Source organism: Luteolibacter sp. SL250, from assembly GCF_026625605.1.
Taxonomy (GTDB): Bacteria; Verrucomicrobiota; Verrucomicrobiia; order Verrucomicrobiales; family Akkermansiaceae; genus Luteolibacter.
The window spans coordinates 4,113,509-4,130,119 of record NZ_CP113054.1 but is presented as its reverse complement, the minus strand read 5'-3'; the positions used below and the strand labels follow the sequence as shown (position 1 = coordinate 4,130,119).

The 16,611-nt window shown below is 63.5% G+C and carries 10 protein-coding genes; 3 read left to right on the top strand and 7 right to left on the bottom strand.

Translation table 11 applies throughout. The features are described 5' to 3' along the window. Window positions 1–715 precede the first annotated feature (715 nt). Window positions 716–1,663 carry a hypothetical protein gene (locus OVA24_RS17915; RefSeq protein WP_267671487.1) on the top strand — a complete coding sequence of 316 codons (948 nt, stop codon included), beginning with the start codon at window positions 716–718 and terminating at the stop codon, window positions 1,661–1,663. A gap of 363 nt (window positions 1,664–2,026) precedes the next feature. Here OVA24_RS17915 and alr read toward each other — a convergent pair whose 3' ends face one another. The 5 genes from alr to OVA24_RS17890 all read right to left on the bottom strand — a co-directional run bounded on the left by alr (window position 2,027) and on the right by OVA24_RS17890 (window position 8,017). Further along, complete coding sequence (gene alr / locus OVA24_RS17910) at window positions 2,027–3,118, bottom strand: alanine racemase (RefSeq protein ID WP_267671486.1); 1,092 nt, start codon at window positions 3,116–3,118, stop codon at window positions 2,027–2,029. Window positions 3,119–3,147: 29 nt separating this feature from the next. Continuing rightward, window positions 3,148–4,995 (bottom strand): putative Ig domain-containing protein, encoded by a 1,848-nt coding sequence (locus OVA24_RS17905; protein WP_267671485.1) that lies wholly within the window; start codon window positions 4,993–4,995, stop codon window positions 3,148–3,150. Window positions 4,996–5,024: 29 nt separating this feature from the next. Continuing rightward, window positions 5,025–5,846 carry a hypothetical protein gene (locus OVA24_RS17900; protein WP_267671484.1) on the bottom strand — a complete coding sequence of 274 codons (822 nt, stop codon included), beginning with the start codon at window positions 5,844–5,846 and terminating at the stop codon, window positions 5,025–5,027. Between the two features lie 72 nt (window positions 5,847–5,918). After that, entirely contained in the window at window positions 5,919–6,977 is a 1,059-nt protein-coding gene (locus OVA24_RS17895) for a dihydrodipicolinate synthase family protein (protein WP_345783446.1), read from the bottom strand. Beyond that, window positions 6,974–8,017, bottom strand: a complete 1,044-nt coding sequence (locus OVA24_RS17890) for an NAD-dependent epimerase/dehydratase family protein (protein ID WP_267671482.1) — start codon at window positions 8,015–8,017, stop codon at window positions 6,974–6,976. The genes OVA24_RS17895 and OVA24_RS17890 overlap by 4 nt, the downstream gene beginning before the upstream one ends. Before the next feature lie 52 nt (window positions 8,018–8,069). On the opposite strand from OVA24_RS17890, the gene OVA24_RS17885 reads away from it, so the two are divergent. Beyond that, window positions 8,070–8,792 carry a TetR/AcrR family transcriptional regulator gene (locus OVA24_RS17885; RefSeq protein WP_267671481.1) on the top strand — a complete coding sequence of 241 codons (723 nt, stop codon included), beginning with the start codon at window positions 8,070–8,072 and terminating at the stop codon, window positions 8,790–8,792. Window positions 8,793–8,888: 96 nt separating this feature from the next. Beyond that, a complete protein-coding gene (locus OVA24_RS17880; RefSeq protein WP_267671480.1) occupies window positions 8,889–10,967 on the top strand; it encodes a cellulase family glycosylhydrolase in 2,079 nt (692 codons plus the stop codon). A 280-nt stretch (window positions 10,968–11,247) separates the two neighbouring features. Here the strand turns inward: OVA24_RS17880 and OVA24_RS17875 are convergent, their stop codons facing one another. Continuing rightward, on the bottom strand, window positions 11,248–15,561 hold the full coding sequence (locus tag OVA24_RS17875) for an alpha/beta fold hydrolase (protein WP_267671479.1): 4,314 nt from the start codon (window positions 15,559–15,561) through the stop codon (window positions 11,248–11,250). A 97-nt stretch (window positions 15,562–15,658) separates the two neighbouring features. Continuing rightward, entirely contained in the window at window positions 15,659–16,609 is a 951-nt protein-coding gene (locus tag OVA24_RS17870; protein ID WP_267671478.1) for an alpha/beta hydrolase, read from the bottom strand. Window positions 16,610–16,611 lie beyond the last annotated feature (2 nt).

Below are 16,611 nucleotides of genomic sequence, written 5' to 3'. Positions count from 1 at the left end.
CCGGAACTTACGGCGGCACTCCGGTTAGAGTTACGACGGGGGAGGGGCGGGAATTGAGGGATGGGTTGCATCTGATCGGACCTGAAACGGACAGTGGTCTGTTAATCTTGTTCTTAGTGGGCAGAGCAACCGCTGATTTGTAATCAGTAGGTCACTCGTTCGTATCGGGTAGAATTCTCTATTCATAATTGAAGGGTTATGAATGTAGGCGCTGGCCGCCGGAAAAATTGCGATCACTATTTACCCACCAAAACTCACAGAGGGGCGTCACACGGTGATTCGAGAACGCCCAGCATGTTTGAATCTGATTGTAGGCCTCACCACCTCTCCAATTCGAACGAATGTTCGTGATTAATTCGAATAATTGTGAGATCTCTCTAACAGAAAGATTGCATTTTCCGATCCCAAAAAGTAGCCACGTTTGCGCTTGAACTGAGCTTCAAATTTAAGATGTTGTTCATTCCTTTCCCTAGTACCCATGGCGCACGAAGTAAGTTTAGACATCGCAACGAAGTTTCTTCTACACAAGGACGTTACAATTGAAGTCAAGAAAGACGGAAAAAAACTTGGCTCCGTTTTAGTGAGCAAAGGAAATATCGAATGGCTTCCGTCTGGTAATTCTGTGAACAAGAAAAGACTCTCGTGGTCCAAATTCGCGGAACTGATGGAGACTGAGGGGAAAGACGTTAAAATAAGATAACTCTAAGACTTCTGAATGTCTGCGCAGCAAAAGCCGCCCGCCACAGTTCAAGCTGAGCCTGACTGCTTCGTGATTATGCCAATTGCTGACTGCGATGGGTATCCAAAGGGACATTTCCAGCACGTTTTCGACGGTATCATCAAGCCAGCCTGCAAGAAAGCAGGATTTAATGGATTTCGCGCGGATCAGGTGAAGCAGAGCAACCTCATCCACCTCGACATCCTCCAGAGACTTCTGGAAGCGCCAATGGCCGTGTGTGATCTTAGCTCCCGTAATCCCAATGTTCTATTTGAGCTGGCACTTCGGCAGGCATTTGATAAGCCTGTTTGCCTTATTCAGGAGGTTGGGACAGCTCCCATATTCGACATCTCGCCACTACGCTACATTGAATACAGACGCGAGCGAATCTATCATGAAGTTCTAGAAGATCAGACGAAGATCGCGGAATCGATTGAGGCTACTCATGCCGAACACGCGGCAGGGAAAGGAATAAATTCGATCGTCAAACTACTTGCCCTGAGCAAACCTGCTTCCCTGCCTGAAATCAGCGCGCCCGAAGCCTCTACCGAGTTCCAACAGTTGATTCTGCTAGAACTCAGTCAATTGAGGGACGAATTCCGCGTCATCAGGCGCGAAACCTCGAATCGGCGATCCGCACGCAATGAAATGACAGCGGAACGGGCAACTTTCCGCGATATGATGAGGCAGGCTGAGACGATGGTTGTGACTTCAATGAGCCACGACGATTTCAAAAGGGCTTTGATGTTCATCGACAATTGCCGTCATACCTGGGCGAACCTCTGCAAGTCCTTCTCGCCTGAAGACCGTGACTTTCTCATAGAATACGACTCTCAGATCGATTTCCTACGAGCACGCGCCACGGAGCATCTTGAGCGACTAAATTCGCAACGAGCGAGGGATGAGCGTTCAGGGAACTCAACTGATTCGAGAAGATCTGGGTAAGGATTCTGTTCATTTAGGGTGATCGGGCAAATCGGTGTTCCACGAACGATTTGGATGGAGAAATCGGGATTGTCTGCGTTACTTGTTGAGGTATATCCTACACTCCCGTCTGTCCTGTCAGCGCGCTCTTCACTGACACGGTGACGGATTCGCTATGGTCGAGGACCTGAAGATAACCGGGGCGCATCGTTTCCAAGGATTTGCGCGATATCGTTGAACTCATTGTCGGCGCGAAATTCCCATGACGGGAGGCAAGCGCTCCACGGGTGCCCGTGCTCCACGGCTTCGCTGTCTGCGTTCCCGCGTCCCTGCCGTGGGTGTTGCGCCGTGGTAAATTCGGTGGGGGACTCCCTGCCGGGCGCTTCAGCGGTATACCCGCTCCACCCACGGGGCGATGCCGGTCAGGATCTCCCAGGGGATTGTTCCCGCGTTCCCGGCGACTTCGGCGACGGGGACATGCTCCCCGAACAACTCGACCTCGTCTCCCTCCGTGATCAAGGGCCCGGTCGTGACATCCACGGTCAGGTGGTCGATCGCGATCCGTCCTGAGATGGGGAAGCGCTTCCCCTTGATCCAGACTTCGCCTCCGTTCCCGCCGGCCCGGGCGGGATACCCGTCCCCATAGCCCGCCCCCACCAACGCCAGCCTCCTGCGGGGGGCGTCGGTTCTTCCAGGGCGCCCGCCATCCGGCGGTGGTTCATGGACCAGGATCACCCGGGACTTCAGACTCATCGCCGCCGAAAGCTTTTCCTGGAACGCGGGCAACGGTGAAACGCCATACATCATCAGGCCCATCCGCAGCAGGTTGCATGGAGATCCATCATATCCGAGAAGTCCGGCGCTGTTCATGACATGCCGCCACCGGAACCGTTCGGGGCCGCCCAGCATGCCGATGGCTTCGCGGAAGCGCCCGAGTTGCCGTTCGGTGAACGCAGGGTCCGTATCCGCACATGCCAGATGGGAGCAGATCCCCCCGAACTCCAGGTTCCCCAGCTTTTCCAGGACGGGGAAGACGGAGGGGATTTCCTCCGGAAGAAACCCACCCCTTCCCATGCCCGTGTCCACCGCGAGGTGTACGTCCAGCATCCGTCCCTGGTGCCTGGCGGTGGTGTCATACGCGATGGCTTCGTCCACCGAGGAGATGCACGGGATCCAGCCGTTGGCGACGACTTCCTCACGCTCCCCGCTCCAGGTCGCCCCCAGCAGGAAGACGCGGGTTTGCACTCCGGCGGCACGGAGCCGTCGGGCCTCACCGACATTCGCCACGCCGAAGAAGCTGACGCCGGAGTGGCGGAGCATTTCCGCGACCGCCTCCAGTCCGTGTCCGTAGGCGTCCGCCTTCACGACGGCCATGATGTCCGCCCGGCCCGCCATGGAGCGTCCCACCTCCAGATTCCGGCGGACCGCACATCCGTCGATCTCCGCCCACACGCGCGGGGGTGATGGTGCGCTCATGGATCCTGCTTTCCCGGAACGCTTCCCGTTCAGCGCTTCACCGGCAGCGTTCCCGCGTCCCTGCCGTGGGTGCCGCGCCATGGTGAATCCGCGGGGAGCCTCCCCTCCGCATCGAGGGTGATCCGCGCGCGGGCTCCGTTGACGTCGATCCCGCAGGCCCTGAGGCCACCCCAGTCCATTTCGGTTTTCGTGTAGCCGGCTTTGATGCGGGCGCCTTCGTCCACCAGGTTGCGGTCGCACCAGACGAAGCGGAAGCGGTTGGCGAAGGCGGGGCCCGACGGCACACGGCTGGTGTAGGTGCCGGTCTCGCCGTGAGGTTTCTCCGGCAGGGCGAGGACATTGTTCCAGGCGAAAACGAGGCGTTCGGTGATGGGATGGTTCCTCACCAGCGTCTGGACTTCCGGATCCGCGGGGCCGTCGAGGGGACGTCCGGCGGGATCGATCTGGTCCGGGCCGAAGGTTCCGCCGCCCATCATCTGCAGCGCGCCGCGGACGGAGTTGTGGTGGAACCAGATGTTGCGGAGCCAACCGGGTTGCTTGCCGATGGTGACGTTCCCATCGAAGAAGTTGTGGTGGATGTCGATCGCATCGGCGGTGCCCTGGGCGGAGATGTTGAAGTCGCCCTTGAAGACGTTGTTGCGGTAGGTGTTCTCCCAGCCGTTGTCCTTGTCACTGATGGTCACGCCGTGGTCCATCGGGTTGAAACGGTTGTCCTCGATGAGGCTGCCCTGGGTGGTGTACCAGATGATGCCGCCGCCGTGGCCGGACTGGAAGCGGGTGTCATACCGGCGGTCGGAGAACGTGCATTCCTGGATGACGGTATTGAGGTAGGGTTCCGCCTGCGGACGCCTGCCGAAGGGATTGGCGGCTTCCGGGGATGCCTTTTCCATGCCGGGCGTGCGTTCATATTTGCGGGCCGCGGCGTAGCCGAAAATGAAGCCCGGATTCTCCCCGCCGTCGGCGTAGAGGTGGTGGAGGTTGCAGCGCCGCCAGGTGAGCCCGCGGAGCCTGCCGTTCCACATGACGAACATGTAGTAGTTGGCGTTGCGGATCTCCAGTCCGTCGAAGGTCAGGTGGTCGGTGCCGTCGGCGATGTAGATGCGGTGGCCCATGGAAATGGTGGTGGCCCTGGAGTATTTCTTCCGCGGCTCCAGGTCCTTCCTCGCGGGGTCGGCATCGGCCTGGGCGACCAGCTCACCGAGGGCGTGCTTCCATTTTTCCTCCGTCCAGCCGAGGTCGATGACAGGCTTCTCCCCCGGCCATGCGATCCACCGGCGGGGGGAGGTGTCGGAGATTTTCAGGACATTCAGGTCGTTCTTGCCCGGGGTGGCGGGCTTTTCGACAAGGTGGGTGCCGCCCCGGAGATAGAGGGTGGTGTGCGCGGGGTCCGCGACCGGCTGGGCGGCGCGGATGAGGGTCTTCCATGGCTTGGCGAAGGTGCCGGGGTTTGTGTCATCCCCGGTCGGACTGACGAAGTGGAAGCCTTCTTCACCGACTTTCACGGTGAAATCCTGCTCCGCGGTCCTGCCCGCCTGGTCCGCCAGTGCGATGGTGATCCGCGCCTCACCCGTGCTCTTGGGCGCCTGCCAGCGGATGGTCCCGGTCCGTCCGTCGATGGTCATCCCGGCTGGGGCTGCCTTCAGGGAAAACCGGTAGGGCCATGTCCCGCCGGTGACCGCGGGCCGCATGTCGAAGAGGGCGCCCGGATACGCGCGGGCGGGCGGCTGGGAGATGAACGCCGGCTTTGAGAATGCCGGACATTCCTCCGGGGTGGGATGGCGCTTTCCGTCCTGGCCGGAGGCGGTCGCGCCGAGAACGGACAGGACGACCATGGAGCGGGACAACCGGGCGAAGGTGCGGATGATGGGGAGGTGCATGGAGTGGATGGTGTGGGAGCGGATGATGGTCAGCGTCTGCGCCGCAGCAGCACGGCGGGTGCGGCGGCCATGAGGAGGATGGAGGACGGCTGCGGGATGGTCTCCACCATCACATTGTCCAGGGTGAACGAACCGTCCGCGCCGATGGGCGTGCCTCCGGCGAAGAATGCCAGGGAGTCGAAGGTGGTGGTGGACGGGCTGGTGTCCGTCCAGCTTTGGGAGGCACCGCCGAGGGTGGCGGTGATGGTGAGGGAGGAACCGTTGTTGAGGAGCCTGAACTCCCCCTGGTAGGTGGGGCCGTTGGTGAACGCGCCGGACGTGTAGGCGGCGGAGTTGCGGCTGGAGTTGACCGAGGTTCCGAAGAGGACCGGGTCACTGTCCGTGCGCTCGCGGATGTTGGTGGACTGCCCCGTCACATCGCCGTTGGGTGACCAGAAGCTGTATCCGTCCCAGTCGGTGAAGGCCGGGGACGCTCCGTTGGTGCCGCTGGAATCCCCGGTGGGGAAGTTTCCGCCGGAGTTGAACAACCCCATGCGGAAGGAGCCGGAGGAAGCGCTGCCGTTGAAGTTGAGCGTGACGGAGAACGAAAGGATGATCGATTCCCCGGCTGCGAGGGTGTGCCCGTTGAAGGCGGAGACGATGGCGAAGGTGGAGCTGGACGACTGGGAGACCAGCGCGCCGTCAACGACCGTGCTGCTGAGGGTCCCGCCCCCGGCCAGGATCCACCCGCCGCTGGACGGAAGGGCGGCGTTCGTGCGGTCGCCGTCGGAGAACGTGTCGTTGAAGAGCACGGTGGCGTTCGCGGAGGTGATCAGAAACAAAACAGGGAGGGCATTCGGGATCCATTTCATGGTTTTGATCATGGGCTTGTGGTTGGTCGGGGGACGTCGGGTTTGTCAGGCGGGAAAGGGGGGAGGCGGGTGTCAGCCGGAACGCCAGGATGCGAGATGCTCCGCGATGAACCCGTCATCCGTGAGGTGGGGGTAGGCCGCGCACACCCGGTCGAGTTCCTCCGCTTGTCCGGGTGACAGGACTTCGGACGGGTCCAAACAGAGGTTGGTGGGGACCAGCCCCTGCCTCCGCAGGACCTCCAGGATGCCGGGGATGCAGCCTGAGAAACCATGGGCGGGATCGAACAAGGCGGCGTTCATGTCGGTCACCTGGGCGGCGGTGGTCAGCAGCGAGGGATCGAGCGCGGATAGTCCGCGCTCCTTCATGATCCGTTGGAACAGGGCGACGGCGGCATGCGTCCAGACGCCCCAGTGGCCCAGCAGGCCGCCGGAAAACCACAGCCGCCGCGCTCCGTCCCCCGTACCGAAGGAGAACGGTGTCAGCAGATCGACGACGATGTTGTCGTCGTTGCCCGTGTAGAGCGCCACGTCCGTCCTGCCGGATCCGGCGAGCGCGCGGACCACGTCGAGGGTCTGGAAGCGGTTGAACGGCGCGACCTTGATGGCCACCAGATTGTCGATCCTGACGAACTGTTCCCAGAATGACACGGAGAACTCCCGCCCTCCGACGGCGGTCTGCAACTGGAAGCCGATGATGGGGATGATCTCCGCGACGCGGCGGCAATGGTCCAGGATCTCCGCTTCGCTTCCGGTCTTCCAGGCGGCCATGCTCACCAACGCAGCATGATAGCCGAGCGAGCGGCAGAGCCTGGCCTCCTCCAGCGCCTGGTTGGTATGGCCGCAGACCCCGGCGATTTTAACAAAGTTCCGGGGTGCCCGGAGCAGCGCTTCATCGATGGCCTCCGACGCCAGTTCCAGCACCGGACGCAGCAGGTTGTGTTCCGGGGAACGGATCGCGAACTGGGTGGAGTGGACCGCCGCGGCGATGCCGCTGCAGCCCGCCGCGACATAATAGCGGATGATGGCACGCTGGTGGTCCGGGGAAAGGCGGCGGCTGGAGTCCAGCGCCAGCGGGAGCGCGGGGATGACGCCGCCTTCCAGGAGATGTTGCCGCAGGTCCGTCATGGTCAGAATTTCCCGTCGCGGGTTTCGAACTTCGTCGGTTGTTCACGGGTCTCGCGGCCCTCCGCCAGCCATGCGGCGACCCTCCGGATCATCTCGTCCAGCGGGGTCTCCGGCGGGCCGAAGAGACGGTGGGCGCAGGAGGCGTCGCTCAGCCACGCATCCGCTTCCTCCCTGCCGGTGATGACGGGTTTCTTTCCGAACTGCCGCCCGAACCGCTCCGCGATCTCCCTGACGGAAATGACGGGCGTGCCCGCGACGTTGAGGATCCTCGCCGGGCTGGAGGCCACCGACCGCGCCCGCAGGATGTGCGCGACGGCATCTCGCTGCCAGATCACGTTGACGTATCCCATGGTGACATCCACCGGGCTTCCCGCGCGGACCTTCCGCGCGATGTCCAGCAGCACCCCGTAGCGGTACTCCACGGAGTAGTTCAGCCGGATGATGGCCGTCGGCGTGCCGTGGCGGGCGGCAACCGCGGCGAAGGCTTGCTCCCTGCCGTGGCAGGACTCCGCATAGGCGCCCTGTGGCTGGATGGCGTCACCCTCACGGCTGCCGCCCGTCTCCGGCCGGACGAACGGGTAGACGCAACCGGTCGAAAGCGCCACGATGGTCGCTTCCCGGTAACGCTCCGCAACCCGTGCCGGCATGTCGTGGTTGAAGGTCTTCAGCTCGTCCGCATCCCCGCCATGGCCGAATTTTTTCCCGGCGAGGAAGAACACGGAGCCGAAGCCGGGTAGCTCCCCCAGCGCGGCGGGGTCGATGAGATCCGCGGAAATGGTCCTCACCCCGCGGCTTTCGAAGTCGCCCCGCGTCCGTTGGTCGGGGAAGCGGGAGACGGCCACCACGGGCACGTCCCGGCGTCCCGCGAGGTCGAGCGCCCGCCGCATCATGAGCGCGACGTGCAGCCCCATCTTCCCCCCGGCGCCAAGGATCCCCACGGGCTCCCGGATGCCGGAGACCTCGCTGACAAGCTCCGGCGTGGGTGCGGAGAGAGACTCTTCGACCGATGCGGCGGAAGGGAGGAACGATGGACCGGAGATCGCCATTTCCATAAAGTAACCATCTGGTTACATATTGGGGATTGGGATGGCAAGTGAAATGATTCGCCACCGGGTGCGGGTGGTGGGACACTGGTGCATGCCGTCCGCGGAGCGCAAAGGACCAGAAGAACGGAAGGAAGGGGGAGGGAGGAAGCGGATCCCCGGAGGGGTCCAGGCCCGGCTGGTGGCGGAGGCGTCGCGCCTGTTCGCGGCACGCGGGTTCGACGGGGTGGCGGTGGATGAGATCGTGGCGGCGGCCGGGGTGAACAAGCGGATGGTCTACCACTACTTCGGCAACAAGGAGGGGATCTACCGGGCGGCGGTGAACCATGTGTTCGCGGATCTTCAGGTGCTGGAGAAAAGGATGATCGATTCCCACTCGGAGAAGGACGGCCCGGTGAAGGGGCTAAGGAAGGTGGTCTCCCTGTATTTCTCGTTCCACGGCACGTACCCGGAGTTCGTCCGCATCCTGCAGTGGGAGAACCTCAACGAGGGGCGCCACCTGGCGGTGGAGGAGAGCGGGATGAATAAAAACCCTATCCTGGAGCATCTGGAAAAACTGCTGAAGGAAGGGGCGGCGGCGGGTGTGTTCCGCAAGGGGCTGGACGCACGGCTGGTGCTGACGAGCCTCATCGGCCTGACGGGCATCTATTTCTCGAACCGCCACACGCTGTCCCGTTCGCTGGGTCTGGATTTCGGCAGGGAGGACGTGCTGGCCCGCGCGGCGGCACATGCGGAAAAGGTCCTGCTGGCGGGCCTGCGGGCGGATCCCCCCGCTTGAGCCGGCCCTGCCGCCGGTGAAAAAAACCGCCCTCCCGGCGCGTAGGGAAGGGGCCTGCGGGAAGCCTCCGCGGGTGCTTTCATTTCTCATAGTCATATGCTCAGGAAGACGAGGTTGTTGGGTTGGTTGGTGGGGGCGCTTTTGCTCCCGGCGGGTGGATTCGCGGCTGCGGATGTGACGCGGGCGTCCGGGGTGAACATCCACTTCACGGACGCGAGGCCGGGTGAACTGGAGATGCTGAAGGCCGCCGGGTTCCACCACATCCGCATGGACTTCGCGTGGGGTTCCACGGAGAAGGAGAAGGGCGTCTATGATTTTTCCGCCTTCGACCGGCTGACCGCCGCGCTGGAGAAGCACGGCCTGAAGGCGTACTACATCCTGGATTACTCGAACCGGCTCTATGAGAAGGAACAGTCCGTCCGCACTCCGGAGGGGCGGGAGGCGTTCACGAAATGGGCGCTCGCCGCGGTTTCCCATTTCAAGGGCAGGGGTGTCTGCTGGGAGATCTGGAACGAACCGAACGGCGGGTTCTGGAAGCCGACCGCGAACGTGCATGAGTACACCGCGATGGCGCTCCACACGTCGAAGGCGATCAAGGCCGCGCACCCCGCGGAGTACCTCAGCGGACCGGCGACGGCGGGCATGGACTTCGCCTTCCTGGAGGAATGCTTCAAGGCGGGCCTGCTGGAGTGGTGGGACGGTGTGACCGTCCACCCCTACCGTCACACGGGGCCGGAGTCCGTGGAGATCGACTACCATGAAGCCCGCAGGCTCATCGGCAAGTATGCGCCGAAAGGGAAGAAGATCGACCTGATCTCCGGCGAGTGGGGCTACTCCTCCGTCTGGACCGGCCATGACGCGGACACGCAGGGGATGATGCTGCCGCGCCAGTGGCTCATCAACGCGGCCAACGGCATCCCCATTTCCATCTGGTATGACTGGCATGACGACGGCCCGGACGCGACGGAAGCGGAGCACAACTTCGGCACGGTGCGGCACACCTACCATAAGGATCGTAGTCCGGTCTATGACCCGAAGCCTTCCTACCATGCCGCGCGGACCTTCAACAAGGTGCTGGCCGGTCACCGCTTCGTGAAGCGCCTGACGCTGGGCGACTCCGACCTCTACGCGCTGCTGTTCGAGAAGGACGGCGAAACGGTCGTCGCCGCCTGGTCTTCCCGTCCCATCACCCGGAAGGTCGGCCTGCCCGCCGATGACGGGGCGTTCAAGGTGGTGGACCACCTCGGGGAGCAGGGCGCGGATGCCGTCGCGTCCGCCGGGCGGCTGGAGTTCCAGATCACGGAGAAGCCGGTCTATTATGTTTTCCCGGGAACGAACGCGAAGCTGTCCGCCACGCCGGAGGCGCTGCGGGTGAAGCTGTCCGTCGTCCCCAGCTCCGGAAAGGAGATCATCCTGAAGGTGGAGAATCTTTCCGGTCGTGAGCTGGACTCGGTTGTCAGCCTGAAGGGGCTGAAAGGAGTGGAGGTGAAGGAAACCACGCGCGCGGTGAAGGTCCCCGCCGGACAGGCCGCCGTGGATGTCAGCTTCCCGCTGACCACCGCGCCGCAGGAGATCTATGAAATGGGCGCGACCCTCAGCGTCGGGGATGCCGTGGTCTCGGATGTCGGGCCGCTCGCTTTCCATCCCGTGGATGAGTCACCGCTGGACGGCGCGAAGGCCGGTGGCGAAGGAGATGCCAAGGTGGAGGGTGTCTTCACATTGAAGGAGGAAGCCGCGCCCGAACCCTCCCCGGGTGGTGCGGGCAAGGTCATGCGGCTGGACTACCGCTTTGGCGACGGTTGGAAATACGCCACCGTCTATCCGGGTGGCAAAGGCCCGCTGTTGAAAAGCCGCGACGGCTCCGACCGTGGCCGTGCCCAGTTCGGAATGTGGATCTACGGGAATGGTAGTGGACTGCACCCGCGCCTGCGCATCCAGGACGCGCTCGACCGAGTCTGGCAGCCATCCGGCAAGCCCGTCACGTGGAAGGGCTGGAACTACGTCCAGTTCCCGCTCGACGAAGGCACCGCCCACTGGGGCGGCAAGGATGACAAATCTTTCCGCGGCCCGAAGTTCCCCCTCCGCTACCAGACCGTCTTCCTCCTCGACAACGGCCCCCGGCTCAAGGCGGAGGGAACCGTGTGGTTCACCATGCCGGTGCTGATCCTGGAGTGAAGGGCGGATGTGGCTGCTGCGTCCCGCAGCATGCCGTGGCATCGGCGTCCCGCCGATGATCCATGTGGGCGCCGACACGTCTCGGTAGCGTAATGGCTGCGCCATTACGGTTGGGTGAATCCTCCTTCCTACCTGCGGGTCCGCATGGAGGCGATGTCATCCATGGAATGGCGTCCCTGCAAAGAATCAAAGGATGGCGTCCATCCCCTGTTGGAATCCGGAGATCGCATCCCATGCACCCAGCCGTAATGGCGCAGCCATTACGCTACCAAAGACACCCTCACCTCCTGACCGGACTGGCGATCAACCGATAAAACTTCCTCGGTCCTTCCCCTCCAAGCTGGATGGCTGCGGAGGAGGTCGCACCATCTCTGGCAGGCTTGAGATCGGAGCGGGTCCAGGTGCCATTGAGGTCGGTGGATTCCTGGAGGATGTAGCCGTCGGCGACGGGCCAGCGGAGTTTGAGCGAGCCGGGCTGGTCCTTTGAGATAGCCAGCGGCGGCTGGATGGCGGTCTCGATGACTCCGGAGAGGTTGCCGGCGGGGTCTTCCGCGAAGACGCGGACGCTGGCGGCCGTGCCGGCGGGGAAGGAGAGGGAACCGCTGAAGGTCTGCAACGCGCCGCCGTCGATGCTGTAGCGCAGGACGATGCCGCCTCCGTCATCGCTGCCGGAAAGCTGGAGCGTGATGTTTTCCCCGGAGCGGGAGAGCTGGAGGGTGACGTCCGGCGGGGTGAGGTCGATGCCCGGGCCGCTGTCGGTGTGGAGCGGGGCGACGCGTTCGCCGGGGGCGAAGGTGTGGTCGCCGTTCTGGTCCACATCCAGCGCCGGTGCGAGCGATGCGGGCACCGCCAGCCGCCACCCGCCGCCCTGTGGGTTGAAGCGGTAGCGCCAGAAGGCGATGGGGGTTCCGGCGGCATCGGTCTCGATGATCTCGATATCCACCGGGCCGTCGGTGGTGTCATCGGAAAGAATGAGATCCTTTCCGCTGTCGGTGTCGATGCTTACCCATGGCTCCTCACCGCCGTAGGTGACCTGCACGCCGGGGATCTTTCCGGCGGCGATGTCGCTCACGCGGGTGTTGATGATGCCGTTGCCATCGCGGATGCCGACGTAGCCCGCGCCCAGCACGTTGATCATGCGGCGGCCGAGCGGAGTGGATCCCGCGAGGCCGATCACGATCTCTCCCTGGTCGGGATCGTTGCTGGTGAAACGGAGCGAGGCGCTCTGGGATACCGTCCTGCCCGCCGGTGGCGTGTAGGTGACGGTGATCGTGGAGGTCGCCCCGGGGGCGAGCGTGGCGGGCAGCGTGCTGATCGAGAAGCTGGCCGCGTCATCCCCCTGCAGGGTGACTGCCACATCTTCCAGCGGGACATTCCCTTCGTTGGAGACCTGCAGTGTGGCCTGTGCGGATCCGCCGGGTGCCACGCGGCCGAAGCCAATGGTGGAGTAGTCATGGTTCAGGGGGGTGCCATCGGCCTCCGTGACCAGCATCGAGGGCACCGTGCGGACGTAGGTGGCCTCATCCAGCCAGACGCCTTGCTCCTCGGATGGCTCTGCATGGTTGATGTGGACGAGCGCGAGGTTGTGCGAGCCTTCCGGGATATCGAACTCGATCTGCTGCCAGTCCTGGTCTCCGAAGACGGCCACGCCTTCCATGTCTTCGTTGTTGAGCCGCACCTGGAAGATGTCTCCGCCGAAGCTGGAGCGGACCTTCACCCAGACGGAGAAGGTGCCGGGGCCCTCGACGGAGGTGGACAGGACGCTTTCCTGGCCGTTGCCGATGCCGGGTGCGCTGCCGGCGGCATCCACCCCGTCATGGGTGACGGTGGTCTGCCCGGCCCATGGGAACTCGAAACCGGGGTCCCACGAAAGGCCGGAGTTGTCCAGCGCCTCGGCCAGCGTGGGCGGGGGATCGTTGCGTGGGGCGTTTTTCTTCGCGGGCGCGGAAGGCGCGGGTGCCGGCGCGGCCTCCAGCGTGCCGGTTTGCAGGAATTCCGCGATCATGGTCAGCACCTGGCCGTTGGACATGAGGGCGGTGTGCTCCGCGGAGGTGCCGGGCGGCTGCGCGCCGGACTCCACCCCGGGCATCGGCTCGGAAATCTCGCGCATCAGTGCACCGGGGGGCAGGTATTGCGGCAGGCGGCGGGAGCTGAGAATGGGCACGGTGCCGTCGCCTTCTCCATAGACCTTGTTGAAGCGCAGCGTGGGGTGCGGGGTGATGAGGGCGTCCAGCCCGGTCATGATGGACCGCGTCTCCACCTCCACGCCGACGGTCGTCCGGTCCACCGCCTGCTTGCCCACGATGTGGAGGAATTTCACGGAACTGTCATCCGCCGACCAATCGTCCTGGCGGCCGTTCATGAAGGAGTGGAACTGGATGTTGCTGATGGATGGCGTGGCGAAGGGCGCCTCATGGTCCACCATGGAGCGGAACTGGCTGGTGTCATAGCCCTCGTCCGACAGGCCGTTGTTGTTGAAATCGACATTCCTTTCCTGGAACAGGGGGAAGCCCCAGTGCTGGTGGTAGAGTGAGGAGGGCAGCAGCTCATGGACGGCGGTCATGGTGGCGATGGCGTCCTTCATCACCTTGTTGTTGATGAAGTCCACCGGAGCGACGCCGAAGAAATTTCCCGTCAGCATGCGGTGGGACACCTCCGGCGCGCCGAGGATGGGGCTGCCGACGGTGACCACCTTGTCGATGTCCTCCGTGCCGTACTCCAGCAGGTAGCGCCGCATCACCAGCCCGCCCATGCTGTGGACGACGAGGCTGACCTTCTCTCCGCCGTGGAGCTGGCGGATGTTCTGGATGTATTGCCGCAGCGTCGCCATGTGGCTGGCGTTGGGCTTCCGCCAGTCATAGGGGAACACGAAAAACGTCGGCTTGCGCTCGAACGTGGTGCTCGCCATGTAGCCGGAGGTCAGGCGGCTGCGCTGGCCCTCCAACGGGAACTCCCGGTGGCCGATCCTCTTTTCCATGTAGCGGATGAACGGTCCGTAGAACTGCTCCACCTGCAGTCCGGCGCCGCCGACGTCATATTCGCGGACCACATCGACTGCCTCGGTGTCGGTCGGGCCGGTGTGCAGGTTCAGCGCGGCGACGTTGGTGGGCACCACCGTCGGCCAGATTTCATTTCCTCCGCTCCGCAGCACGCTGCCGGCCACGCCGTGGATGAAGATGACCGGCTTCGGAGCTTCCGAGTCAAAGAAAACGACCTCATCGGCAACGCCATGGCCGAGCAAGGTGTCCTTTCCATCGACCGCGATCGAAGTGCCGATGCCGGAGGTACGGAAACGCTCCGGCTTGACGTAGGCCTTCTGCGTCCATGCTCCGCCCGCCCCTTCGAAGGCATAGACCGCACCGCTGCCGACGTGGTCGTTGAGGGTTTCATCGCCATTGATGCCGTAGTCGGATCCCGCCTCATCCGGTGCTCCCACCCAGATGGTCCGGCCGCTGATGGCCACGCTGGCGCCGAACCTGTCCAGTGGATCCGCATTGCTGGCCTGGAGGCGTTTCATCATCGCCCAGCTCGGGCCGCCACCCCGATAGACGTAGGCCGCCCCGGACTGGAAAACACCTGTCGATGCCCTGGGGGCGCCGATCACCAGCGTGCCTCCGGACAGCGCCACGGAAGTGCCGAAGAGTTCACGGTCGGTGACATGGGCGTCCGGGGACATCAGCTTGGCGGCCTGCTTCCACTTCCCTCTCTGGTTGGTGAAAACGTAGGCCCCCCCCGCTTCATAGGACTTTGCGCTCAACTGGATCCCTTCCTTGACCTTCACCCCGCGGTCCATGCCGTAGGCCCCGACCACGATGGTCCCGCCCTCGATGGCCAGCGCCGCGCCGAAATTGCTATGCTCACGCTGGAAGCCGGCAACGTCATGCATGTTGTTCACCGTATCTGCCGCTTTCAGGTAGCCGGCCTCTGTCCAGCTTGTCCCATTGCGGGTGAAGACATAGGCCGCTCCGGTGTCCAGGATGCGGTCGTTCATCTCCCCGGGTTCATCCACCACCTTGCCGTTCAGGTCGTTGGTTCCGCCGTGATCCCCCGGTGCGCCCACCACGATGGTGTTGCCTTCGATCGCCACCTTCGAACCGAAGCGGGGGGCGAGCCATGGGTGCGATGGAGCGAGGATCGCCTGGAGATTCCAGACGGTACCTGTCCTCACATAGACATAGGCCGCACCTGAAATGTCGTGGAGTTCCTCTTCGAAAACCTTCGCATGGGGGGAACCGATCACCATGGTGTTGCCGTCGATGGCCACGGAACTGCCGAAGAAATCCTGGAATTTCCACACGCCCGGTTTCTTGATCCTCACCTGCTGTTCCCAGCCGCCCGGCTTCCTGACATAAACATACGCGGCTCCCGCACCGAACCCGCCTTCGTTGTCGCCCGGAGCGCCGATCACCGCGTAGTCCCCGGAGATGGCCACGGCATTGCCGAAATGATCCTGCACTTGGTCGCGCGGACTTTCCATCAACTGGGTCTGCCGGGTGAACTCATCCTCCGCCAGTCCGCATGTCAGACCGCAGCCAACCAGCAGCAGGAATTTCATCACGCCAATGACTCCGGACCTCTTGAGCAGGGAAACCATGCGTCCATTGAACCAGACGATGGAGTGTCCGCACAGATCGTATATCTCCGATTAAACGGAGGTGGCGGTTCCTACCCGCACAGCTCTATCCCCGCCGTCACTTCCCGGACGGCGGGAAGATATGTGGAAGCGCGTGGTTGAGGGAGAGGGGGATGACGGACTTGTGGCTTTCCCCGGGGAAGACGCGGAAGTCGGTCTCCAGTCCTTCCGGGGCCAGCGCCTCCAGCCGCCATGCCATTTCGCGCACGTTGTCCACCATCCTGCGGCGGGTGACCTTGAGCCGGTGTTCCTCACGCTCATCCGCGTCCGGCCATGAGATCTCCACGCGGGAGAGGGACTGCTCCATGTCGCCGACGGTGAGCACCAGCTTCGCGGAGAGATCCTTTCCTGACAGGCTTTTGGTGAAGGCGTTCTCCTCGGTGAGGATGTAGCCGTTGTTCCACCAGACCGACGGGCTGGCGGCGACATAGGTCTGGAAGGACGCGGGGCTGGTGAAAAGGACATGCAGGGCGAACAAGCCGCCGTAGCCGTTGCCCATGAGCGTCTGGCGGGAGGTGTCGATGGAGTGTTCCTTTTCGATGAGCGGCTTGAGTTCCTCCTGGATGAACTTGAAGAAGCCATCCGCGCCGCCGCCGGGACGGGCGGGGTAGGGCCTGCCGTCGCGGTAGGTTTCCGGAGGGCCTGCCGGTGACTGCGGCGTGTAGTCCAGGTCCCGCCGGGACGCATCCGGGTAGCCGATGCCAACGACGATGCCGGGCGTGATGCCGTTGTGCTTCGCCGCCTTTCCGGTACCCGCCTGGAGGCGGAGCAGGCTGGTGACCAGCGGGAAGAGATCATCGCCATCCAGCAGGTAGGTCACCGGGTGGCCGCCTGCGGGGGCCTTGCCTTCCGGCACGGACACCATGATGCGGTATTCCGCTCCGGAGGCGGACTTGATGATGCGGTCAGACGTGCCGGGGAGCTGATAGGGCGTCACTTTCTCATCCGCCGCATGGAGCGGACCGGCGATGGCGATGGAGCAGGCGGCGGCGAGGATGCGGAAGTTCATGG